18 protein-coding genes are annotated in these 22,657 nt (G+C 66.8%); 16 read left to right on the plus strand and 2 right to left on the minus strand.

Annotated features, from left to right (window positions below; all coding sequences use genetic code 11):
* Positions 1-113: 113 nt before the first annotated feature.
* Positions 114-1,085, minus strand: coding sequence for a LysR family transcriptional regulator (locus OEZ60_RS00675; RefSeq protein WP_263332181.1), 972 nt, complete (start codon positions 1,083-1,085; stop codon positions 114-116).
* Between the two features lie 103 nt (positions 1,086-1,188).
* Between OEZ60_RS00675 and hisD the strand changes: the two genes are divergently transcribed.
* From hisD to OEZ60_RS00710, 7 genes are all read left to right on the plus strand, one after another.
* Positions 1,189-2,490, plus strand: coding sequence for a histidinol dehydrogenase (gene hisD / locus OEZ60_RS00680; protein WP_263332183.1), 1,302 nt, complete (start codon positions 1,189-1,191; stop codon positions 2,488-2,490).
* 21 nt (positions 2,491-2,511) lie between these two features.
* The gene (gene cuyB, locus OEZ60_RS00685) at positions 2,512-3,201 is read left to right on the plus strand and encodes a cysteate racemase (RefSeq protein WP_263332184.1); all 690 of its coding nucleotides are present in this window, start codon (positions 2,512-2,514) and stop codon (positions 3,199-3,201) included.
* Between the two features lie 156 nt (positions 3,202-3,357).
* Positions 3,358-4,467, plus strand: coding sequence for a mandelate racemase/muconate lactonizing enzyme family protein (locus tag OEZ60_RS00690; RefSeq protein ID WP_263332186.1), 1,110 nt, complete (start codon positions 3,358-3,360; stop codon positions 4,465-4,467).
* A 59-nt stretch (positions 4,468-4,526) separates the two neighbouring features.
* The gene (locus OEZ60_RS00695; RefSeq protein WP_263332188.1) at positions 4,527-6,095 is read left to right on the plus strand and encodes an ABC transporter substrate-binding protein; all 1,569 of its coding nucleotides are present in this window, start codon (positions 4,527-4,529) and stop codon (positions 6,093-6,095) included.
* A 101-nt stretch (positions 6,096-6,196) separates the two neighbouring features.
* On the plus strand, positions 6,197-7,150 hold the full coding sequence (locus OEZ60_RS00700; protein WP_263332190.1) for an ABC transporter permease: 954 nt from the start codon (positions 6,197-6,199) through the stop codon (positions 7,148-7,150).
* An 11-nt stretch (positions 7,151-7,161) separates the two neighbouring features.
* Positions 7,162-8,085, plus strand: a complete 924-nt coding sequence (locus OEZ60_RS00705) for an ABC transporter permease (protein ID WP_263332191.1) — start codon at positions 7,162-7,164, stop codon at positions 8,083-8,085.
* A gap of 4 nt (positions 8,086-8,089) precedes the next feature.
* Positions 8,090-9,727 carry an ABC transporter ATP-binding protein gene (locus tag OEZ60_RS00710; RefSeq protein ID WP_263332193.1) on the plus strand — a complete coding sequence of 546 codons (1,638 nt, stop codon included), beginning with the start codon at positions 8,090-8,092 and terminating at the stop codon, positions 9,725-9,727.
* 28 nt (positions 9,728-9,755) lie between these two features.
* Here the strand turns inward: OEZ60_RS00710 and OEZ60_RS00715 are convergent, their stop codons facing one another.
* Positions 9,756-10,505, minus strand: coding sequence for a FadR/GntR family transcriptional regulator (locus OEZ60_RS00715; protein ID WP_263332195.1), 750 nt, complete (start codon positions 10,503-10,505; stop codon positions 9,756-9,758).
* Positions 10,506-10,617: 112 nt separating this feature from the next.
* Here OEZ60_RS00715 and OEZ60_RS00720 point away from each other — a divergent pair, with 112 nt between their 5' ends.
* The 9 genes from OEZ60_RS00720 (at position 10,618) to cheB (ending at position 22,396) form a co-directional block, all read left to right on the plus strand.
* Entirely contained in the window at positions 10,618-11,424 is an 807-nt protein-coding gene (locus OEZ60_RS00720; RefSeq protein WP_263332197.1) for a DUF2182 domain-containing protein, read from the plus strand.
* 11 nt (positions 11,425-11,435) lie between these two features.
* Positions 11,436-12,056 (plus strand): DUF1326 domain-containing protein, encoded by a 621-nt coding sequence (locus tag OEZ60_RS00725; RefSeq protein WP_263332199.1) that lies wholly within the window; start codon positions 11,436-11,438, stop codon positions 12,054-12,056.
* Between the two features lie 20 nt (positions 12,057-12,076).
* Positions 12,077-13,162: a dimethylsulfoniopropionate demethylase gene (locus tag OEZ60_RS00730; protein ID WP_263332200.1), complete on the plus strand. Its 1,086-nt coding sequence runs from the start codon at positions 12,077-12,079 to the stop codon at positions 13,160-13,162.
* Positions 13,163-13,172: 10 nt separating this feature from the next.
* Positions 13,173-14,168 (plus strand): acryloyl-CoA reductase, encoded by a 996-nt coding sequence (gene acuI / locus OEZ60_RS00735; RefSeq protein WP_263332202.1) that lies wholly within the window; start codon positions 13,173-13,175, stop codon positions 14,166-14,168.
* A 158-nt stretch (positions 14,169-14,326) separates the two neighbouring features.
* Positions 14,327-15,790: a glucose-6-phosphate dehydrogenase gene (gene zwf, locus OEZ60_RS00740; protein WP_263332204.1), complete on the plus strand. Its 1,464-nt coding sequence runs from the start codon at positions 14,327-14,329 to the stop codon at positions 15,788-15,790.
* Entirely contained in the window at positions 15,787-16,458 is a 672-nt protein-coding gene (gene pgl / locus OEZ60_RS00745) for a 6-phosphogluconolactonase (protein WP_263332206.1), read from the plus strand. Before zwf ends, pgl begins: the two co-directional genes overlap by 4 nt.
* 15 nt (positions 16,459-16,473) lie before the next feature.
* Positions 16,474-18,072: a glucose-6-phosphate isomerase gene (gene pgi, locus OEZ60_RS00750; RefSeq protein ID WP_263332211.1), complete on the plus strand. Its 1,599-nt coding sequence runs from the start codon at positions 16,474-16,476 to the stop codon at positions 18,070-18,072.
* 256 nt (positions 18,073-18,328) lie between these two features.
* Positions 18,329-21,286, plus strand: coding sequence for a methyl-accepting chemotaxis protein (locus OEZ60_RS00755; RefSeq protein WP_263332213.1), 2,958 nt, complete (start codon positions 18,329-18,331; stop codon positions 21,284-21,286).
* Positions 21,287-21,361: 75 nt separating this feature from the next.
* Positions 21,362-22,396, plus strand: coding sequence for a chemotaxis-specific protein-glutamate methyltransferase CheB (gene cheB, locus OEZ60_RS00760; RefSeq protein ID WP_263332215.1), 1,035 nt, complete (start codon positions 21,362-21,364; stop codon positions 22,394-22,396).
* The last annotated feature ends 261 nt before the right edge of the window (positions 22,397-22,657 follow it).

The raw sequence follows: 22,657 nt of genomic DNA on the forward strand, positions 1-22,657 counted from the left end.
AGTTTCCGGAAGCCGCGCTTCCATCTTGCAGAAAACGGGGGGCGATGCTTGCCGCAGCGTCCCCCGCGCCGTCCTATCCGGGAAGACCCCGCCCCGGAGCCCGCCCCGTGATCCTAACCCTGCGCCGGAATCACCGCGAACGTGTCGGCAAGCCAAGGTGCGAATTCCTTGGCCGGGCCGATCAGCCGCGCGGTCATCATCGCGCGCAGCATCTTCGCAATCTCGGCCGGGACATTGCCGGCCTCCTGGCTCAGCGCGAAGAGCGAGATCGTGCGCGACATCGCGGCGAGGGGCAGGGGATGGATGTCGATCTGCGGCAGGAAGCTCCGCGCCCTCAGCAACGCCAAGGGCGTGGTGATCGAGAAGCCCGCGCCATTGGCGACGAGCGCGATGATCGACTGGTTGCTGTCGATCTCGATCCGGTCGGGGAGCGTGACGCGGTGGCGCGCCAGATGCGCCTCGATCTGGCGGCCCATGAGCTGATTGCGGTCGTAGCGCAGGAAGGGCAGCGCCGTGAGCGTGTCGATTTCGCGCCCCTTCGGCAGGGAGAGGCCGCGCGGCACGGCGAGCACGTAAGGATCGCGCAGCAGCCGATGTTCATGCGCGCCCGGCACCGGATCCTGCGGCGCGGCCGCGATCACGATGTCGAGCTGGCGGCTCGCCAGCAGCGCCGTGACCTCGTGGCTCGGCGCCGTGGTCAGGCGGAAACGGCAGTTCTTCAGGTTCTTGGCGAGCGCGATCACCAGTTCCGGTGTCAGTTCTGCGTCGAAATCGTCGATCACGCCGAGCCGCAGGCTCTTCAGATGCGAGATGTCGAGCACGGTAAGCTCGGCGCGGGCCTGGCGGATCTGGCTCAGGGCGTCGCGCACCCGGTGCAGGAAGACGCGCCCCGCGGGCGTGAGCCGCAGGGGCCGGTGGGCGCGGTCGAAGAGCGTGGTGCCGAGCGTGGTCTCGAGGTTCGAGATCTGCTGCGAGGCGGCCGGCAGGCTCAGATCCATCAGCCGCGCGGCCTCGGCCACGGTGCCGGTCTGGGCGATCGCCTCGAACAGTTCGAGCGCGCGCAGGGTGATGCCTTTGGAAAGCATGAAGGGCGGAGCCTCTTGGGGTGTCGCAAGTTTCAGAAAAGTGAACCCGCAATCGGATCGGGTCAAGCCCGACCGATGCGGCAATGAAATGGGATCGAAGAAAATGAGCATCAGGTTCATCAAGCAGTCGGGCGGCGAGAAGGCCGAAGAGAATGCCGGCGTCCAGGCCACCGTGGCGCGGATGCTGGCCGAGATCGAGGCCGGCGGCGAGATCGTCACCCAGCGCTATGCCGAGCGGCTCGACGGCTGGACGGGCGAGATCGTGGTGCCGCGCGAGGTGATCGAGGCGGCAGCGGACGAGGTTCCGCAGCGGCTGAAGGACGACATCCGCTATGCCCATGACAACATCGCCGGCTTTGCGCGCGCCCAACTCGAAAGCTGCCGCGAGACCGAGGTGGAGCTCAGGCCGGGACTCAGGGCCGGGCAGCGGCTGATCCCGATCGCCTCGGCCGGGGCCTATGTGCCGGGCGGGCGCTACAGCCATATCGCCTCGGCGCTGATGACCGTGACGACGGCGAAGGTGGCCGGCGTCGGACATATCTCGGCGGTGTCGCCGCCGCGTCCGGGCAAGGGCATCCCGGCGCCGATCCTCTACGCGCTCGACTATTGCGGAGCCGACCGGATCCTCGCGCTCGGCGGTGTGCAAGGGGTTGCGGCGATGGCCTTCGGCCAGTTCGGCCTGCCGCCGGCGGATATCCTCGTCGGCCCCGGCAACGCCTATGTCGCCGAGGCCAAGCGCCAGCTTTTCGGCCGCGTCGGCATCGACATGTTCGCGGGGCCCACGGACAGCATGGTGATCGCCGACGGCGATGCCGATCCCCATCTGGTGGCCTGGGACCTGGTCGGGCAGGCCGAGCACGGCCAGACCTCGCCGGTCTGGCTGGTGACCGACAGCGCCGCGCTGGCCGAGGCGGTGACGGCGCTGATCCCGGCCTGCATCGCCGAGCTGCCGCAGCCCAACCGGGGTGCCGCCGAGGCCGCCTGGGCCGACCTCGGCGAGATCGTGCTGTGCGACACCCGCGAGGAGATGGCCGAGCATGCCGACCGGGTCGCGCCCGAGCATCTGCATGTGCAGGCCGCCGATCTTCCCTGGTGGCGGGGCCGGCTGTCGGCCTATGGCTCGCTCTTCCTCGGGCCGCAGACGACGGTTGCGTTCGGCGACAAGGCGGCGGGCACCAACCATGTGCTGCCGACCTCTGGTGCGGCGCGCTATACCGGCGGGCTCTCGGTCCACAAGTTCCTCAAGACCGTGACCTGGCAGGAGGTGGCGCCCGAGGCGCTGCGCGAACTGGCCGCGGTGACGGCGCGGATCTCGCGTTACGAGGGGATGGAGGGCCATGCCCGCTCCGCCGATATCCGGCTGGAGAAGTTCTTCCCCGGCGAAGCGTTCGTGGTTACACCCTGACGGCGTGAGGGGAGAGGCGCGATGCGGCTTGTCGGGGTTCTGGGGGGCATGGGGCCGGATGCGACCGTGCTCCTGATGGAGCGGGTGATCGCGGCGCGGCCGGCGGCGGACGATTCCGACCATGTGCCGCTTCTGGTGTTCCAGTATCCCCAGGTGCCGAGCCGCATCGCCGCCCTGATCGAGGGCACCGGGCCAAGCCCGGCGCCGGTCCTCGCCGATCTCGCGCGGCGGCTCGAGGCGGCGGGAGCGGAGGCGATCGCGATGCCCTGCAACACTGCCCACGCCTATGCGCCCGACATCCGCGCCGCGGTCACGGTGCCGTTCATCGATATGATCGCCGAGACGGTCGGGGCGCTCGTGGCGAAGCACGGGGCGGGCGCGCGGATCGGCATGCTCGCCTCGCCCGCGGCGCGGAAGGCGCGGGTCTTCGACGCGGCCTTCGCCGAGGCGGGGCTCACCCCGGTCTGGAGCGCGGAGGAGGACCGGCTGCTGGCGATCATCCGCGCCGTCAAGGCAGGGCGGGTGTCGGAGGGTGACCGTGCGGACCTCGCCGCGATCGGGCGTGACCTGATCGCGGGGCAGGGCTGCGCGGCGCTTCTGGTAGCCTGCACCGAACTGTCGATCCTTGCCCCCGGCCTGCCGGGGGATCTGGTCTGGACCGACAGCCTCGACTGTCTTGCCGCGCGAATCGTGACGCTCTCGGTAAATTGATCAGTCAATCAATGAAAAGCGATGTTGTGTCGCAAATAATCGACAGAGCGTCGCTTTCAGGCGCTATTCTGGCGCTAACGGTGCCTTAAGGTCTGACAATTGAGGCCGGATCCACGATCCGGGCCTGGGGGTTGGCGGCGATCGGGGGCGCGTTGCATGGCGAGGATCTCTACTCTTGAGACCTTTTCGAACGAGTTCGTCTGCTTCGTGAAACTGACCGCCGAGGATGGCGCCACCGGCTGGGGCCAGTGCTCCACCTACAATGCCGACATCACCGCCCAGATTTTTCATCGCCAGGTCGCGCCGCACGCGCTCGGGGCGGGGACCGGCGATATCCTCGGCCTCGTCCAGCGGATCGAGGAGAAGGAGCACAAGTTCCCCGGCTCCTATCGCTGCCGGGCGCTCGCGGGGCTCGACACCGCGCTCTGGGATCTCCGGGGCAGGCGCGAGGGCAAGCCGGTCGTGGAACTTCTGGGCGGCAAGCCGGGCCCGATCCGCGCCTATGCCTCATCGATGAAGCGCGACATCACGCCCGACGACGAGGCGGCGCGGCTCTGTCGGCTCCGGGACGAACAGGGTTTCGACGCCTTCAAGTGGCGCGTCGGCGCGGAATGCGGACGCGACGTCGACGAATGGCCGGGGCGGACCGAGGCGGTGATTCCGGTCGTTGCGCGGGCGCTTGGGCACGACGTGGCCAAGCTCGTCGACGGCAATTCGGGCTTCTCGCCGGCCCGCGCGATCGAGGTCGGCCGGCAGCTCGAGGCCGTGGGGATCTCGCATTTCGAGGAGCCGTGCCCCTACTGGGAACTGGAACAGACGAAAGCGGTCACCGACGCGCTCGACCTCGACGTGACAGGGGGCGAGCAGGACTGGGACCTCGCCACCTGGAAGCGGATGATCGAGATGCGCGCGGTCGATATCGTGCAGCCCGACGTGATGTACATGGGCGGCCTCGCACGGACGCTTCTGGTCGCCGACATGGCCGCGGAGGCGGGCTTGCCCTGCACCCCGCACAGCGCCAATCTGTCGCTCGTGACGATCTGTACGATGCACCTTCTGGGCGCGATCCCGAATGCCGGGAAATATCTCGAATTCTCGATCGAGGGGCCCGATTATTACCCCTGGCAGCAGGGGTTGTTCCTCGGCGATCCCTATGCGGTCCGCGATGGGCATCTGCACATTCCCGACGGTCCCGGTTGGGGCGTCGAGATCGACCCCGACTGGCTCGGCCGGGCAAATTATCAAAAGAGCGCGTTAGAGGCTTGACCCCGCCCGATCCGGCGGCCGTAATCAATCCAAACAAGAACACCGACAAGGAGGACAAAATGTCGAAACTGAACTCCCCGATGGGTGGCATCAGCCGCCGCGGCCTCTTGAAGGGCGCGACCGCGCTCGGCGCCGCCGGGCTGATCCTGCCCGCGAGCGTGCGTAAGGCCATGGCCGAGCCGAAGCGGGGCGGCGTCCTGCGTATCGCCCTCGCCAGCGGCAACACCACCGACAGCCTCGATCCCGCGACCTGGGATTCGACCTTCGTGCAGAGCTTCAACACCGCGCGCTGCAACACGCTGACCGAGATCGCGCCCGACGGCTCGCTGGTGGCGGAACTTGCCGAGAGCTGGGAGGCCTCGGCCGACGCCGCGACCTGGACCTTCAAGATCCGCGAGGGCGTGACCTTCCACAGCGGCAAGACGATGACGACGGACGACGTCGTCGCATCGCTCAACTATCACCGCGGTGAGGAATCGAAATCGGCCGCGAAGCCCTATGTCGACCCGATCACCGACATCAAGGCCGAGGGTTCGAACGTCGTCATCTCGCTCTCGGGCGGCAATGCCGACTTCCCGTTCATCCTTGCCGACTATCACCTCGTGGTGCTGCCCTCGGCGGAAGGCAAGATCGACCCGACGACGACGGACGGAACCGGCGCCTATGTGCTCGACAGCTTCGAGCCGGGCGTCTCGGTGAAGATGAGCCGCAACCCGAACTACTTCAAGACCGACCGCGCCTGGTTCGACGGCATCGACGCGCTGTCGATCGTCGACGCGGCGGCGCGCCAGAACGCGCTGATCACCGGCGAAGTGGACGTGATCGACGGCGTCGACCTGAACACCGTCTCGCTTCTCGAGCGTGCGCCGGGCATCAAGGTCCTGCCCGTGACCGGCAACCAGCACTTCGTGTTCCCGATGGATACCCGGCTCTCGCCCTACGACAACAACAACGTGCGTCAGGCGCTGAAGTACGGCATCGACCGCGACGAACTGGTCGAGAAGATCCTGCGCGGCTTCGGCAGCGCCGGCAACGACCATCCGATCGGCAGCGGCCAGCGCTACTTCAACACCGAACTGGAGCAGAAGACCTACGACCCGGACAAGGCGAAGTTCCACCTCAAGGAAGCCGGAATGGACACGCTGACGGTCCAGCTCTCGGCAGCCGATGCTGCATTCGCCGGGGCGGTGGATTCCGCCGTGCTCTATGCCGAGCGGGCCGCGGCCGCCGGCATCAACATCGAGGTCGTGCGCGAACCGTCGGACGGCTACTGGGACAACGTCTGGATGAAGAAGCCGTTCTGCGCCTCCTACTGGGGCGGCCGACCGACCGAGGATCTGATGTTCTCGGTGGCCTACAGCGCCGGGGCGCCGTGGAACGACAGCTTCTGGGATCATGCGCGGTTCAATGAACTGCTTGTATCCGCGCGGTCGGAACTGGACGACGACAAGCGCCGCGAGATGTACTGGGAGATGCAGGCGATCTGCGCCAACGAGGGCGGCGTCGTCATCCCGATGTTCGCGAGCTACGTCAACGCGCATTCCGACAAGGTCGGTGTGCCCGAGGTCATCGGCACCAACCAGGGCCTCGACGGCCTGCGGCTCTACGAGCGCTGGTGGTTCGCCTGATACCATCGGCCCCGGCGCTGAGGCGCCGGGGCTAACACCGCCCAATCGGGCCAAATCCGCCGGCCGGAGAACCGGCAGGGCGATAATCGGGGGAGGCCTGCATGTCCATCGTGTGGGAAATGATCTTCAAGCGTCTTGGCCTCGGGCTTCTGACGCTGCTGGTCATTTCGGTGATCATCTTCAGCGCCACGGAACTTCTGCCGGGTGACCTCGCGCAGGCAATTCTCGGGCAGTCGGCGACGCCCGAGACCGTCGCGGCGTTCCGCAAGGAGCTTGGCCTCGATCTTCCGGCCTACCAGCGGTACTTCAACTGGCTCTTCGGGGCGCTGCAGGGCGATTTCGGCACCTCGCTCGCCAACAAGCGGCCAATTGCCGACCTGATCGCGACCCGGCTCGGCAACACGCTCTTCCTCGCGCTCTATGCTGCGGCAATCGCGGTGCCGCTGTCGCTGACGCTCGGCATCCTCGCCGCGCTCTACCGCAACTCGATCTTCGACCGCGCGGCCAATGCGCTGGCGCTGACCTCGATCTCTTTTCCTGAATTCTTTGTGGCTTACATCCTGATCTTCGTCCTTGCGCAGTCGGGTCTCTTCCCGTCGATGACGCGGATGGATCCGAATACGAGCCTCGGCGAGGCGCTCTACCGCGCGTTCCTGCCGGCGCTGACGCTGACGCTCGTGGTGACCGCGCACATGATGCGGATGACACGGGCGGCGATCATCAACCTGCTCGCCTCGCCCTATATCGAGATGGCGCGGCTCAAGGGCATCAACCCGATGCGGGTTATCCTGAAGCACGCGCTGCCGAACGCGTTGGCGCCGATCATCACCGTCATCGCGCTGAACCTCGCCTATCTCATAACCGGCGTCGTCGTGGTCGAGGTGGTCTTCGTCTATCCGGGCCTCGGCCAGCTGATGGTCGACAGCGTGGCCAAGCGCGACTTCCCGGTCGTGCAGGCCGTCGCGCTGATCTTCGCCGCGGCTTACGTGCTTCTCAACCTCACCGCCGACGTGCTTTCGACCCTGTCGAATCCGCGTCTCATCCACCGCAAGTAAGGAGGGCTGACATGACGATCCTCATCAAGCTCCTCTGGATCGCGGTGGCCATTGCCGTGGCGCTGGCCGCGGGCTGGCTCTTCCGAACCGCGGCCATCGCGGTGTCGCGCGGCGGGCTGCGCAAGGCGCTGAGAACCGCGCCGCTGACGGCCGCGTTCGGGATGCTCGTGATCCTTCTCTACATCCTCGTCGCGATCTTCGCCCCGGTGATCGCGCCCTTCGCCGAGCGCGAGGTCGTGGGCGGCCAGTTCCTGCCCTGGGAGGCGCCCTATATCCTCGGCACGGACAATCTCGGCCGCGACATGTTCACCCGGCTCATCTACGGGGCGCGGAACACCGTCGGCATCGCCTTCATGACCACCGCTCTGGCCTTCGCCATCGGCTCGATCCTCGGGCTGCTGGCGGCGACCGTCGGGGGCTGGATGGACCAGTTTCTCAGCCGTGTCGTCGATATCCTGATGGCGATCCCGTCGCTGATCTTCTCGCTCCTGCTTCTCACGATCTTCGGCACCTCGGTCGTGACGCTGATCCTCGTGATCGCGACCATCGACTCGACGCGGGTGTTCCGACTCGCGCGATCGGTGGCGCAGGACATCGTGGTAATGGATTATATCGAGGCCGCGAAGCTCCGCGGCGAGGGGCTTTGGCGGCTCATCACGCGGGAGATCCTGCCGAACGCGATGGCGCCCCTGGTGGCCGAGTTCGGGCTCAGGTTCTGCTTCGTCTTCCTGATGATCTCGGCGCTTTCCTTCCTCGGCGTCGGCGTCCAGCCGCCCACCGCGGACTGGGGCTCGATGGTTCGGGAGAACGCGGCGCTGATCACCTTCGGCGATGTTACGCCGCTTCTGCCGGCGGGCGCGATCGCGCTCCTCACGGTTGCGGTCAACTTCGTCGTCGACTGGATGCTGCACCGCGCCAGCGGGTTGAAGGAGTGAGGCGATGAAAGACACGACCAACAAGCCCGTCCTCCTGACGATGCGCAATATCGAGATCGAGGGTCGCTCGGACGAGACCTGGTCGCCGATCATCAAGGGCGTGGACCTGACACTCAACAAAGGCGAGGTGCTGGGGCTGATCGGCGAGAGCGGCGCGGGCAAGTCGACGCTGGGCCTCGCCGCGATGGGCTTCACCCGCGACGGCTGCCGGATCTCCGGCGGCACGATCGACTTCGACGGGATCGACCTGATGAAGGCGTCGGAGGCGACGAGGCGGGGGCTCAGGGGCAAGCGCATCGCCTATGTCGCGCAGTCGGCGGCGGCGAGCTTCAACCCTGCCCACAAGCTCATCGACCAGTACAGCGAGGCGCCGGTCCAGCATGGCGTGATGGGCCGCGCCGAGGCCGAGAGCGACGCGGTGGAGCTTTACCGCCGGATGCAACTGCCCAATCCGGACGAGATCGGGTTCCGCTATCCGCACCAGGTCTCGGGCGGCCAGCTGCAGCGGGCGATGACGGCCATGGCGATGGCCTGCCGGCCGGATCTGATCATCTTCGACGAGCCGACGACCGCCCTCGACGTGACGACCCAGATCGAGGTCCTGGCGGCGATCCGCGACATCGTCGCCCAGTTCGACACGGCGGCGATCTACATCACCCACGACCTCGCGGTCGTGGCGCAGATGGCCGACAAGATCAAGGTGCTGCTGCGCGGTGACGAGGTCGAGGAGGCCGACACCCGCACCATGCTGGCAAGCCCGAAGCAGGACTACACCAAGACGCTCTGGGCGGTGCGCAGCCATGCCCGCGCGACCCAGCCTCCCGTGGAAAAGGGCACGGTGCCGGTGGTCTCGGTCAAGGCGGTTACGGCCGGTTACGGCCCGATCGACATCCTCAAGAATATCAACTTCGACATCCACAAGCGCCGCACCGTCGCGGTGGTGGGCGAGAGCGGTTCGGGTAAGTCGACGGCGGCGCGGGTGATCACCGGGCTCCTGCCGCCGCGGCAGGGGCAGGTGCTCTTCGACGGCAAGCCGCTGCCGCCCGATTACCGCAGCCGCAGCCGCGACCAGCTCCGGCAGGCGCAGATGATCTACCAGATGGCCGATACCGCGCTGAACCCGAAGCTGCGCCTGCGCGAGCTGATCGGCCGGCCGGCGCAGATGTATCTCGGGCTGCAGGGCAAGGCGCTGACCGACCGCATTCGCGACCTCCTCAACCTCATCGAGCTCGACCCCGACAAGTTCATCGACCGGCTGCCGTCGGAACTGTCGGGCGGCCAGAAGCAGCGGGTCGGGATCGCCCGCGCGCTCGCTGCGGAGCCGAAGTTCATCATCTGCGACGAGGTGACCTCGGCCCTCGACCAGCTCGTGGCCGAAGGCATCCTGAAGCTCCTCGACCGGCTCCAGACCGAGTTCGACCTCGCCTACATGTTCATCACCCACGACCTCGCGACGGTGCGCGCCATCGCCGACGAGGTGGTGGTGATGCAGAACGGGCGGGTGGTGGAACAGGGGCCGAAGGACGAGATGTTCCAGCCGCCGCACGATCCCTATACCGAGCTTCTGCTGTCCTCGGTGCCCGAGATGGACCCCGACTGGCTGACGAAGCTGCTGAAGGAGCGGGCGGAAAAGGCGTCCTGATCAAAAGCGAGGCGGGATTGAACCCGCCTCAGCCTTTTGCCGCATCGCGCATCGTCTGGCGTTTCGCGCGGATATTCGCGGCAAGTTCAGCGGTATAGGCGGAGAGGCTCGCGAGCGCGGTCTCGGCGGTTCCGGCATCCCGCGCCTCGATGGCGTCGGCGATCGCCGTGTGCAGGGCAACGATGCGTTCGCGTGACCGCGCGGAGAAGGTGATCATGTTCATCAGGGGCTGCATCGCCTCGACCGCGCCGGCGAGCTGGTAGGAGAGGACCGGATTGCCGGCTGCGTCGACCAAAGCGCGGTGGAAGGCGACGTCCGAGGCGCAGAAGCCCTCGTCCGACAGCCCCGGCTGGCCCTGCCGGAAGATCTCGGCCCGCATCGCCGCGAGGTGGTCGGCCTTCCGCCGTTCGGCGGCGAAGGGGACGCAGGCGCGCTCGAGCGCGTAGCGCGCCTCGCGGGCGGTATCGAAATCCACCGCGTTCATGCTGAGAAGCAGCGTCGAGGTGGTGATCTGCTGGCTTGCCGCCTCCTCGTAGGAGATCCGGTTGACGAAGGCGCCGCCTGTGGCGCCTCTCTGGGTGCGGATCAGGCTTTGCGCCGCGAGCCGCTTCAGCGCCTCGCGCACGGTGGGGCGGGAGACGCCGAACTGCTCGGCCAGTTCCTGTTCGGAAGGAAGGCGCTGGTCCACGATCAGTTGTCCCGCGACGATCGCATCTCGGATCGCTTGGGCGATCCGGACCGGCAGTTCGCCCTCGGTGCCGAGCGTCAGTTTCTCCATTCGCTTTCCATTCTCAATTGTCAGACATTAATTGTTTGACATTTGCCGCGGATAGGCAGACCCTAGGCGCGACGGGGGCATCCGTCCATTCTTTTCTGTCCCGGGGGCATCCATGTCCGCACCGATCCAGCATGGCGGAAGGCGCGCAGCCGTGCGGCTCTCTGCGCGTGCGATGGGCTGGCTGGGCTTATACGGCGTGATCCTCGCTGCCTGGGCCGGCGTCGCGCTGATGGCGCGCGGCCTGCCGGGAGCGGAAGCGGGCTCGGTCCCGGCGGAGTTCTGGGCGGCGCTCTGCGCCTCGGCCGGCGAGGCGGAGCCCGTCGCGCTCTGGGCGATGTGGGCGCTGATGGCCTCGGCGATGATGCTGCCGACCTTCGTGCCGGCGCTCCGGACCTTCACTGATCTTTCGGCGACCGGGGCCACGACCGGGCCAGGGGCCGTCGCCCTCGTCGCGGGCTATGTCGCGGTCTGGCTCGCGGCCTCGGTCTTCGGCGCCGCCGCGCAATGGGCGCTGGCGCGGGGCGGCATGCTGACGCCCGCCGGCGTGAGCCTCTCGCCCTGGCTGACGGCGGCGCTGCTCTTCGGCGCGGGCGCATACCAGTTCTCGGCGATCAAGGCGGCCTGCCTCGCGAAATGCCGGATGCCGCTCACCTTCTTCCTGCAGCACTGGCGGCCCGGCGCGACTGCCGCCTTCGGCATGGGGCTGCGCCTCGGCGCGCTGTGCCTCGGCTGCTGCTGGGCGCTGATGGCCCTGGGCTTCATCGGCGGCACGATGAACCTCGTCTGGATGGGGGCGGCGACGCTCTTCATGACGCTCGAGAAACTGCCCGAGATCGGCCGGAGGCTCACCCGCCCCGCCGGTTCGGCACTGATCCTTGCGGGGGGCCTTGCCGCCCTTCGCGCCCTGCAAATCGCCTGACGGAGGAACACATGGCCGATACCTTGCCCGAATGGACCATCAAGGGGGAACTGATCCTCAACTGCAACTGCACCGTCTTCTGTCCTTGCGTTATCTCGCTCGGCGATCATCCCCCGACCGAGGGCTACTGCATGGGCTGGGCCGGCATCCGCATCGACGAGGGGCAGTATGATGGCGAAAGCCTCGCGGGGCTGAACATCGGCCTCCTCCTCGAGATCCCCGGCAAGATGGGCCGCGGCAACTGGAAGGCCGCCGCCTATGTCGACGACCGCGCTTCCGACAAGGCCTACGAGGGGCTCCTGAAGATCTTCACCGGCCAGGCACGCGGCACGACCGGGCTTTTCAAGGTGCTCGTGAGCGAGTTCCTCGGTGCCGAGCGCGCGCCCGTCAGTTACGAGACCGAGGGCAAGACCCGGCGCCTGACCGTCGGACGCGCGATCAAGGGCGAGGTGGCGCCGGTGGCGGGCAAGGGTGGCGAGGATATCGTCGTCAGCAATACCGAATACTGGATGGGCCCGGATATCACCGTGGCCAAGGCCTCGAAGGGCAAGGTCCGCGCCTTCGGCCGGGTCTGGGATTTCGATGGCCGCTCGGCCGAGATCTGCCAGATCGACTGGCACGGGCCGAACTGAGCCGGGGCAGGGAGAAAGGCATGACGGTCATCACTTCCTCGCGCCGCGTGCGGCGTACCCCGTTTACGCCCGGCGTCGAAGCCGCCGGTGTGACGAGTTACACGGTCTACAACCACATGCTGCTGCCGGCGCAGTTCGGCGGCTTCGTCGAGGACTACCACCACCTGAAGCGCCATGTTCAGGTCTGGGACGTGGCCTGCGAGCGGCAGGTCAGCGTCAAGGGGCCGGACGCGCTGCGGCTGATGACGCTGATCAGCCCGCGCGACCTGACGAAGATGGCGGACGACCAGTGCTACTATATCCCGGTCGTGGACCGCAACGGCGGCCTGCTCAACGATCCGGTGGCGGTGAAGGTCGCGGCAAATCATTACTGGATCTCGATCGCTGACAGCGATTACCTGCAGTATGTGCTGGGTGTCGCCGACGCGCTCGGGCTCGATGTGGTGGTCGAGGAGCCGGACGTCTCGCCGCTCGCGGTGCAGGGGCCGAAGTCCGACGACCTGATGGCGCGGGTCTTCGGCGACGCGGTGCGCGAGATCCGGTTCTTCCGCTACAAGCGGCTCGCCTTCGAGGGCCGCGAGATGATCGTGGCGCGCTCGGGGTACTCGAAGCAGGGCGGGTTCGAGATCTATGTCGATGACGGGGATTACGGCATGCCGCTCTGGGAGGCGCTTTTTGCGGCGGGCGAGGATCTCCATGTCCGCGCGGGTTGCCCCAACCTGATCGAGCGGGTCGAGGGCGGGCTCCTGAGCTACGGCAACGACATGACCCGCGCGAACACGCCGTTCGAGGCGGGCCTTGGCAAATACGTCAACTCGCCCGCCGACTATATCGGCAAGGCGGGACTCACGGCCCGGCCGGTGGAGCGGATGATCCGCCCGCTCGCGATCGAGGGCGACCTGCCGCGCTGCGATCGGCTCTGGCCTGTCTATGCGGGCGGTGCGAGAGTCGGTCAGGTGACGAGCGCCAAGTACAGCCCCGACTTCGGAACCAACGTGGCCATCGGGATGATCGACCAGAGCCACTGGGACGCGGGCACGAAGGTCGAGGTCGAGACGCAGGACGGCATGCGCGATGCCGTCGTGCAGGCGAAATTCTGGATTTGAGGAGAAAGCGATGATCAACGCATTGGTGGTCACGAAGGACGCGGAAAGCGGCAAGACCTCCGCCTCGGTCGAGGCGATCGAGGAAAGCCGCCTGCCCGAGAGCGAGGTCCTGGTCGCGGTCGAGTATTCGACGGTGAACTACAAGGACGGGCTCTGCATCGGGCCGGGCGGCGGGCTGGTGCGCAACTACCCGCATGTGCCGGGCATAGACTTCGCCGGTACGGTCGAGAAATCTTCCGATCCGCGCTACAAGGCCGGCGACAAGGTCGTGCTGACCGGGTGGCGCGTCGGCGAGGCGCATTGGGGTGGCTATGCCCAGAAGGCGAGCGTCCGGGCCGACTGGCTGGTGCCGTTGCCCGCGGGGTTGACCACGCGCCAAGCGATGGCGGTCGGCACGGCGGGCCTGACCGCAATGCTCTCGGTCATGGCGCTCGAGGATCACGGGCTCGCGCCGGGTCATGGGCCGGTTCTGGTCACGGGGGCGGCGGGCGGCGTCGGCTCGGTCGCGACCGCAATCCTCGCCAAGCTCGGCCACGAGGTCGCCGCCGTCACGGGGCGTCCCGAGACGGCGGACTACCTGAAAAGCCTCGGCGCCACCCAGATCGTCGCGCGCGAGGAGCTGACCGAGGTCACGAAGAAGCCGCTCGAAGGCGAGCAGTGGGCCGGCTGCGTCGATGCTGTGGCGGGGGCAATGCTCGGCCGCGTGCTGAAGCAGATGAAATACGGCACCTCGGTTGCCGCAGTGGGCCTTGCCGGCGGTGCCGCGATCGAGGGGGCGCTGATCACCCCCTTCATCCTGCGCGGGGTGAACCTGCTCGGCATCGACTCGGTGATGCAGCCCTATGCCAACCGGGTCCGCGCCTGGGAGCGGATCGCGAAGGACCTGCCGATGGACAAGCTCGAGGCGATGATCCAGCCGGCGGTGCTCTCGGACCTGCCGCAGCTCGGCCGCGATATCCTGAAGGGCCAGGTCAAGGGCCGCGTCGTCGTCGACGTGAACGCCTGACCCCCGACTATTGACCGCTTTAGGCGCCGACGCGAATGCGCCGGCGCCCGTTCGCGTTGAGATGGCACGCCCGCGCGGCAGGTGCTAGACTCCCGGCCGTGAAATCGCTAAGAGCGTCACCGTTAGCGCTAACGGGCGCGTAAAGCAACGAGGAGTCCATGGTCTCTCGCGTGATTCCGGTCGATCCGTTCGACCTCGTCGTCTTCGGGGCGACCGGCGACCTCGCGCGCCGCAAGATCCTGCCCGGACTCTACCGGCGTTTCGTCGCCGGCCAGATCCCCGAGACCTCGCGCATCATCGGCTCGGCCCGGACCGAGATGGACAACCAAGGATTCCGCGCCTTCGTCGCCGAGGCGATCGCCGAGTTCATCGACGCGAAGAAGCGCGACGCCGAAAGCGTCGCGCGCTTCCTCGACCATCTGCGCTATGTCTCAGTCGATGCGAAGGGTGACAGCGGCTGGCCGGAGCTGGCAGCCCTGATCCGTCCCGACGTGGTCCAGGCCTATTACTTCTCGGTCGCGCCCTCGCTCTTCGGCGACCTCGCCGAACGGCTCCACCGCCACGGCATCGCCTCGCCCGAGGCGCGGATCGTCGTCGAGAAGCCCTTCGGCCGCGATCTGGAGACCGCGAAGGCGCTGAACGCCACGCTGGCCGCGCATTTCGCGGAGAGCCAGATCTACCGGATCGACCACTATCTCGGCAAGGAGACGGTGCAGAACCTGATGGCGGTGCGATTCGCCAACATCTTGTTCGAGCCCCTGTGGAACGCGCGCCACGTCGATCACGTCCAGATCACCGTCTCCGAAACGGTCGGCGTCGGCGGCCGCGGCGCCTATTACGACAAGTCCGGCGCGATGCGGGACATGGTACAGAACCACCTGATGCAACTTCTCTGCCTCATCGCGATGGAGGCGCCCTACCGCTTCGATCCCGACGCGGTCAGGGACGAGAAGCTCAAGGTGATCCACGCGCTGCAGCCGGTCGCGCCCGAGGACATCGTGCGCGGCCAGTACCGGGCGGGCGGGCCGGGCGGCAATGGCTCTTCCTATGTCGAGGATGTCGACCATCGCGACAGCCGCACCGAGAGCTACATCGCTCTCAAGGTCGACATTGCCAACTGGCGCTGGAAGGGCACGCCGTTCTACCTGCGCACCGGCAAGAAGCTCCGCGCGCGGGCCTCCGAGATCGCGGTCGTGTTCAAGGAGGTGCCGCATTCGATCTTCGGCGACGAGGAGGGTTGGCGCGAGAACGTGCTGGCGATCCGGCTCCAGCCGAACGAGGGGATGACGCTTTCGGTGATGATCAAGGAACCGGGGCCGGGCGGGATGCGCCTGACCGAGGTGCCGCTCGACATGTCCTTTGCCGAGGCTCTGGGCGAGGACGGTGCCGACATCCCGGACGCGTATGAGCGCTTGATCATGGACGTGATCCGGGGCAACCAGACGCTGTTCATGCGCGGCGACGAGGTCGAGGCGGCCTGGGCCTGGACCGATCCGATCATCGCCGCCTGGGAGGCGCGCGGCGACCGACCGAAAGCATATGATCCGGGCTCCTCGGGGCCCGAGGACGCGCTGATGCTTCTGCATCGCGACGGGCGAAGATGGCGGGAGATCCGGGAATGACCTTCGAAGACTACCCCGACGCCGAACTGATGATGTTCGACCTGGCCGACCTTCTGGCAAGCGAGCTTTCGATGGCGCTGCGCCAGAACGACGCGGTCAGCTTCTGCGTTCCCGGCGGCACCACGCCGGGCCCGATCTTCGACGTCCTGTCGGGGGTGAAACTGGACTGGGACCGGGTCACCGTCCTGCCCTCGGACGAACGCTGGGTGCCCGAAAGCCACGAACGCTCGAACGCGCGCCTGATCCGCCAGCGCCTGCTGACCGGCCGCGCCGCGAATGCCCGCTTCCTGCCGCTCTATGCCGATGCGCCCGAACCGGAGGCCGTGCTTGACCGGCTTGCGGCTGAGATCGAACCGCTCCTGCCGCTCAACGTACTCTTGCTCGGCATGGGCGCGGACATGCACACCGCCTCGCTTTTCCCCGGCGCCGACGGGCTCGCCGAGGCGCTCGACGACGACGCGCCGCTGCTGGTGCCGATCCGCGCGCCCGGCGCAGGTGAAACGCGGGTCACGCTGTCGGCCCGCGTTCTCGCCGACGCGATGAGCTGCCATGTCGTCATTACCGGCGCGGAGAAGCGTAAGGCCCTTGAACGCGCGCAGGATCTGTCCGCGGACGAGGCGCCGATCCTCTCGGTGCTGGCCAATGCCACCGTGCATTGGGCCCCCTGATCAACCGGAGCCACCATGACCCTTTGGGACGACCTGCGCCACCATCAGGCGCTTCACGCCGACCGGCCGATCCTTGCGCTCTTCGAGGGCGCCGACCGGGCTGGGCGGTTCTCGATCCGCGCCGGCGGGCTCCTGTTCGACTATTCCAAGACGTCGATCGACCCGCATGCGCGCGATCTCCTTATCCGGCTCGCCGAGGCTTCGGGCGTGGCCGGGCGCCGCGAGGCGATGTTCGCGGGCGCGAAGATCAACGAGACCGAGGGCCGCGCGGTCCTGCACACCGCGCTGCGCAATCTCGACACGGATATCGATGTGGATGGCGAGAACGTGATGCCCGAGGTCCGCGCCACCCATGCGCGGATGGAAGCCTTTGCCGAGGCGGTCCGGTCGGGCCGCATCGCGGGGCAGGGCGGCCGCATCACCGATGTGGTCAACATCGGCATCGGCGGCTCCGACCTCGGCCCGGCGATGGCCTGCCTCGCGCTTGCGCCCTATGCCGACGGGCCGCGCACGCATTTCGTCTCCAACGTCGATGGCGCCCATGTCCATGATGTGCTCGCACCGCTCGATCCGGCGACGACGCTGGTGATCGTCGCCTCGAAGACCTTCACGACGGTCGAGACGATGACCAATGCGGATGCCGCCCGTGCGTGGATGGCGAAGGCGGTCGCCGATCCGGGCGCGCAGTTCGCCGCGGTCTCGACCGCCGCCGAGCCCACCGCGGCCTTCGGCATCGCGGCCGAGCGGGTCTTCGGCTTCGCCGACTGGGTCGGCGGTCGCTATTCGGTCTGGGGGCCGGTCGGGCTCTCGCTGATGCTGGCGATCGGGCCGGAGGCCTTCACGGCGTTTCTCGCCGGCGGCGCGGCGATGGACCGGCACTTCCGCGAGGCGCCGCTGGTCGAGAACATGCCGGTGATGCTGGCGCTGGTCGGCATCTGGCACAACCAGATCTGCGGCCATGCCACCCGCGCGGTGCTGCCCTATGAACAGCGCCTCAGCCGCCTGCCGGCCTATCTCCAGCAGCTCGAGATGGAGAGTAACGGCAAGCGCGTGGCGATGGACGGCACCGAGCTGCCGCGCCATTCGGGTCCCGTGGTCTGGGGCGAGCCCGGTACCAATGGCCAGCACGCCTTCTACCAGCTCATCCACCAGGGTACACGGGTGATCCCCTGCGAGTTCCTGCTTGCCCGCGAGGGGCACGAGCCGACGCTGGCGCATCAGCATCGCCTGCTCGCCGCGAACTGCCTCGCGCAGGCCGAGGCGCTCATGCGCGGCCGCACGCTGGCGGAGGCGCGCGCGCTTATGTCTGCTGCTGGCTTTGCCGGCCCCGATCTCGAGCGGCAGGCGCGGCACCGGGTCTTTCCGGGCAATCGGCCCTCGACGACGCTGCTCTACCCGAAGCTGACCCCGTTCACGTTCGGCCAGATCCTCGCCCTCTACGAGCACCGGGTCTTCGTCGAGGGCGTGATCCTCGGCATCAACTCCTTCGACCAGTGGGGGGTCGAACTCGGCAAGGAACTGGCGCTGGCCCTCGAGCCGATCCTTGCGGGTCGCGAGCCGACGGAGAGCAAGGACGGATCCACGCGCCTTCTCGTCGATTACCTCGCCGGCTGAAGCGCGCGCGCCGAAGCATCGTTAAGCGAATCTTCAAGCTGCGCGCTCCATTCTCGGCCTCGCATGGCCTCGACGGCCGATGCGGGTGCTTGCGGCGGAGATGGCGATGCGGCTTCTGGACAACCTCAGCCTTGCGGTGAAGCTGCCGATCATCCTCGGCGCGCTCGCGCTCGCGGCGCTTCTTGCGATGGGCTACACGAGCTACCGCTTCGCACGGGATGCGCTCATGGATGCAGCGCGCGCCCGGATCGAGACGGTGGTCGACGCGAAGGAGACCGAGGTCGCTTCGTGGTTTTCCGTCGTCGCTGCGGATCTGGCCTCTCAGGCCGCAAGCCCGACGGCGGTCCGCGCGGTCCGAGACTTCACCATGGCATGGGAGCGGCTCGGCCAGGCCGCGCCGGACGTGCTCCATGAGCAGTTCATTGCCCGCAACCCCTATCCGGCCGGCGAGAGGTATCGGCTCGAGCAGCCCGCCAGCGTTTCTGACTATTCGATTGCCCATAACCGCTACCACGCGGGGTTCGTTTCGATCCTTCGGCAGAAGGCCTATCACGACATCATGATCCTCGATGACGGGGGCAATGTGCTCTACAGCGTCGCAAAGGAGGACGATCTCGGCCAAAATATCTTCACCGGCCCGCTGCGCTCGAGCCTGCTCGCCAAGACTGCCCGCCGCGCCATGCAGGCACCCGATGCGACAGTCCTATTTTCCGATTTCGACCATTACGGCCCCTCGACAGGGCGGGCGACGAGCTTCGCGGCCGCGCCCATCCGCTCGGTGGACGGGCGGGCGCTCGGTGCGCTCGTGTTCCAGATCTCGGCCGAACAGCTGACCGCGTTGCTCGGAGCGGATCTCGGAGCGAATACGGGTTCGCTGACCTATCTTGTCGGCAGGGACTACCGGCTGCGCACAAATGTCGGGGGAGAGTCGACTGCGCTCTCTCAGAAAAGCGCCGCCGAGGTGCTCAAGTCGGCGTTTCGAGAGAACCATGTCTTTGCCCGCGAAAATGGATTGTTCGGCGTGCCGTCGGTGCTGATGTCCGGCAGGATCACGCTTCCGGGGCTGGATCTGGCACTGATCTACGAAGAGCCGATGGCGTCGCTTCTGACGCCGGTCACGCTCCTGACCGAACGCATGGTGCTGGGCGGCGTCGCCTCGATGGTCGCGCTTGGCCTGGTCGTGTTCCTGCTGGCGCGCAGTCTCGCTCGGCCGCTCGAACGCACCGCGGCGGCGATGAGCGTGATCGCCGCCGGTGACTACTCGGTACCGATCCGTGACACTGCCCGGCGCGACGAGATTGGAACGATCGCGCGGGCGCTGGAGACCGTGCGTAACGGGTTGGCCGCGACCGCGGCCATCGCTCGCGACGCCGCATTCAAGAGCGCCGCCTTCGAGAGCTCTTCGGCGGCCCTGATGATCGTGGATCGCGATCTGCGCGTGAGCTACGTCAATCCATCCGCGACGGCCCTGCTCGACCGCCATGTCGGTGAGGTCCGAAAGGCGAGGCCCGGATTTCACCCAGATGCCGTGGTCGGTCATGACGTCGAGATGCTCGGTATCCTGCCTGAGGCCGCACGACTGCGTCTGGAGGACGAAGCGACACTGCCTTTCTGCTCGGAGGCGCAACTCGGCAGTGCCCGTTTTGCGCTCGATATCAACGAGGTCGCAATGGAGGGTCAGGGCCGGATCGGGTCCGTAATCGAATTGCGGGACGTAACGGTCGAGCGAATGAACCTGGCGGTCCTGGCGGCCATCGACAGGTACCTTGCGACGGCCGAGTTCGATGCCGATGGACGGCTCATCAAGGTGAACGAGAAAATGATCGCCCTGCTCGGCGCGCCCGAGGGCAAGTACCTCGGAAAGAACCATGCCGAGCTCCTTCGGGGCGATCCAGAGGCGAAGGGCGATCTGGATGCCATCTGGGAACGTCTCATGGCGGGCGACTCGGTGGTCGGCCGATTCCGGACCGGACCCGACGAGGGGCGCGAAAGCATCATCGACGGCGGTCTCTCACCGGTCCACGATCGGGACGGCCGATTGCTGAAAGTCTTCCTCATGGGATCTGACGTGACGGAGGCGCAACTAGCGCTGCGCACGGCCGAGATCCACCGGCGCGCCATGGAAGCCGCGCAGAGCCAGGTGGTGGAGGCGCTTCGGGTCGGTCTAAGCCATCTGTCCGATGGCGACCTGACCGCGCGGATCGAGGGCGAATTCGCCACGGATTACGAGACATTACGAATGGACTTCAACCAGGCCGCGGCCCGGCTAGCCGATGCGATGGGCGCGGTGATCGAGAACGCATCCACGATCGAGGTCGATGCGCTTGAAATCGCGCGGTCGGCCGATGATCTCAATGGCCGAACCGAAAAGCAGGCCGCAACGTTGGAGCAGACGGCGGCGGCCCTCGACGAGCTTACGATGTCGGTCAAGTCGGCGGCAGTCGGCGCCGCGGAAGCGAGCAGCTTCGTAGGAACTGCGCGCGCTTCGGCGGAAGCGTCCGGAACCGTCGTGGAGGAGGCCGTTCGGGCGATGGGCGAGATCGAGTGCTCGTCGGAGCGGATCGCGAAGATCATAACAGTGATCGATGACATCGCCTTCCAGACCAACTTGCTTGCGCTGAACGCCGGTGTGGAAGCGGCCCGGGCGGGCGAAGCTGGACGTGGCTTCGCTGTCGTGGCTGCCGAGGTCCGTGCGCTCGCGCAGCGCTCGTCAGAAGCGGCGCGGGAAATCGACAAGTTGATCTCTGCTTCTTCGGCCCAGGTCAAGCGCGGTGTCGGCCTCGTAGCCGAGACCGGGCGCGCACTCAAGGATATCGTGGCCTCGGTCTCCAGCATCTCCGCACGGGTGTCGGAGATCGCGGTTTCATCCCAGGAGCAGTCGGCTGGGCTTGCGGAAATAAACGTGGCGGTCAACCAGATCGATCAGGTGACGCAACAGAACGCCGCCCTGTTTGGCCAGGCCGCGGCCGCGAGCCAATCCCTGACACGAGGAGCCGAACTGCTCAACGCCACGACGGCGCGGTTCAGGATTGGCGGCACGAGTGAGAGCCGCGAGACTGAAGGTTTGTGGTCTCGCCGCACCATTGAGACCCCGGCCACAGCGCGACCGCGCCGCTCGGCCAGCCGTGGATCCTTTCTGGCATCTGGCCATTCGAGCCTTATTGCCGCGGTGGCGGCTCCTGGATCGGAGGCCGAGGATTGGAGCGAGTTCTAAGTAAAACCGGAGGGGACGGCGCTTCAGTTCTCGTGGTCCTCTTGCCCCGATCCGCTAAAGCGCGGCAGCTCGATCATGGTGGCTAGACTTCTGATTATTGATGATTCCGCCACTATGCGCGCATTCATACGCGAGGCCGTCGCGCCGGATCCGCGAATCCGGTTGGTCGGCGAAGCGGCAGATCCGATCGAGGCTCGTGACAAGATCAGGACGCATTCTCCGGACGTACTGACCCTCGACATCGAGATGCCTCGGATGGACGGGTTGAGCTTTCTAGATCTTCTTATGCGGATTCGTCCGCTACCAGTTGTAATGATATCCAGCGATTCTCCACGAGGAAGTGCAGTGGCGGTAGAGGCGTTCGCGCGCGGTGCTGTCGACTGCATTGGCAAACCCGGTGAAGGCTGTCGACGCCCCTTCGAGGGACTTGGAGACCGCCTTGTAGCTGCGTCACGAGCGCGGGTGCGCAGTCCCAGCCGACGGAGTATTTCTTCGCTCCCTGCGACGGGATTTCGATGGAACGGGCGTCTTGTCCTGATCGGCGCATCGACAGGTGGCGTCGAGGCACTGGAGATCTTGCTCTCGGGTATTCCGGCGGACGGTCCTCCGATCGTCGTCACTCAACATATGCCAAGAACAATGCTCGAGCGGTTTGCAGCGCGCCTGGACGCCCGGATCGCTCCGCGAATGCGGATTGCTCGCGACGGCGAACCAATTCTACCTGGCAATGTCTATCTGGCACCCGGGGGAGGTTGGAACCTCGTCATCGGACCCGGAAAGCCCCCGCGTTGCAGGTTGCGCGAAGGCGAGGCGGCGTACGGCCATTGCCCTTCGGTGGAGGCGATGTTCGCCTCAGCTCTCCACACGGCCAAAGACGTCGTGGCGGTGATGCTGACCGGGATGGGGCGCGATGGCGCGTTTGCGATGGCCGAACTGCGCCGGTCCGGTGCACGATGCCTCGCCCAGGATGCAGCCAGTTCCGTGATATTCGGTATGCCCGGCGCAGTATTGTCCACCGGCGCCGCGGAGATTGCGGTTCCGATCAACCGAATGTCGCAGGCCATTCTCGAACTTACCGGATCCGTCTTGGGTCCGCCGGATATACCGTAGTTTGGTACGTGCGCAGGAGACGGGAAGTCGGGATCTGATGTTGTAGCGGGACGAGTCCAGCGCGGGGTCACGAATCCGAACGAACTGTATCGCGTCGCAGCCCCGCGGTCACAACCAGGCCACGTCACCCGGGCGCGAAAGGGATTCCCCGCTTTCTGTCCGGCCGGATCTCGTGATCCGTTGAGGCAAGTTATTGTGCCGCTGATCCGCGTTCAACGCTGAAGTCGCGACCATGACGTCTTGTGGCAAGCAGGCGGAGAG

Source organism: Albidovulum salinarum, assembly GCF_025673475.1.
Taxonomy (GTDB): Bacteria; Pseudomonadota; Alphaproteobacteria; order Rhodobacterales; family Rhodobacteraceae; genus Albidovulum; species Albidovulum salinarum.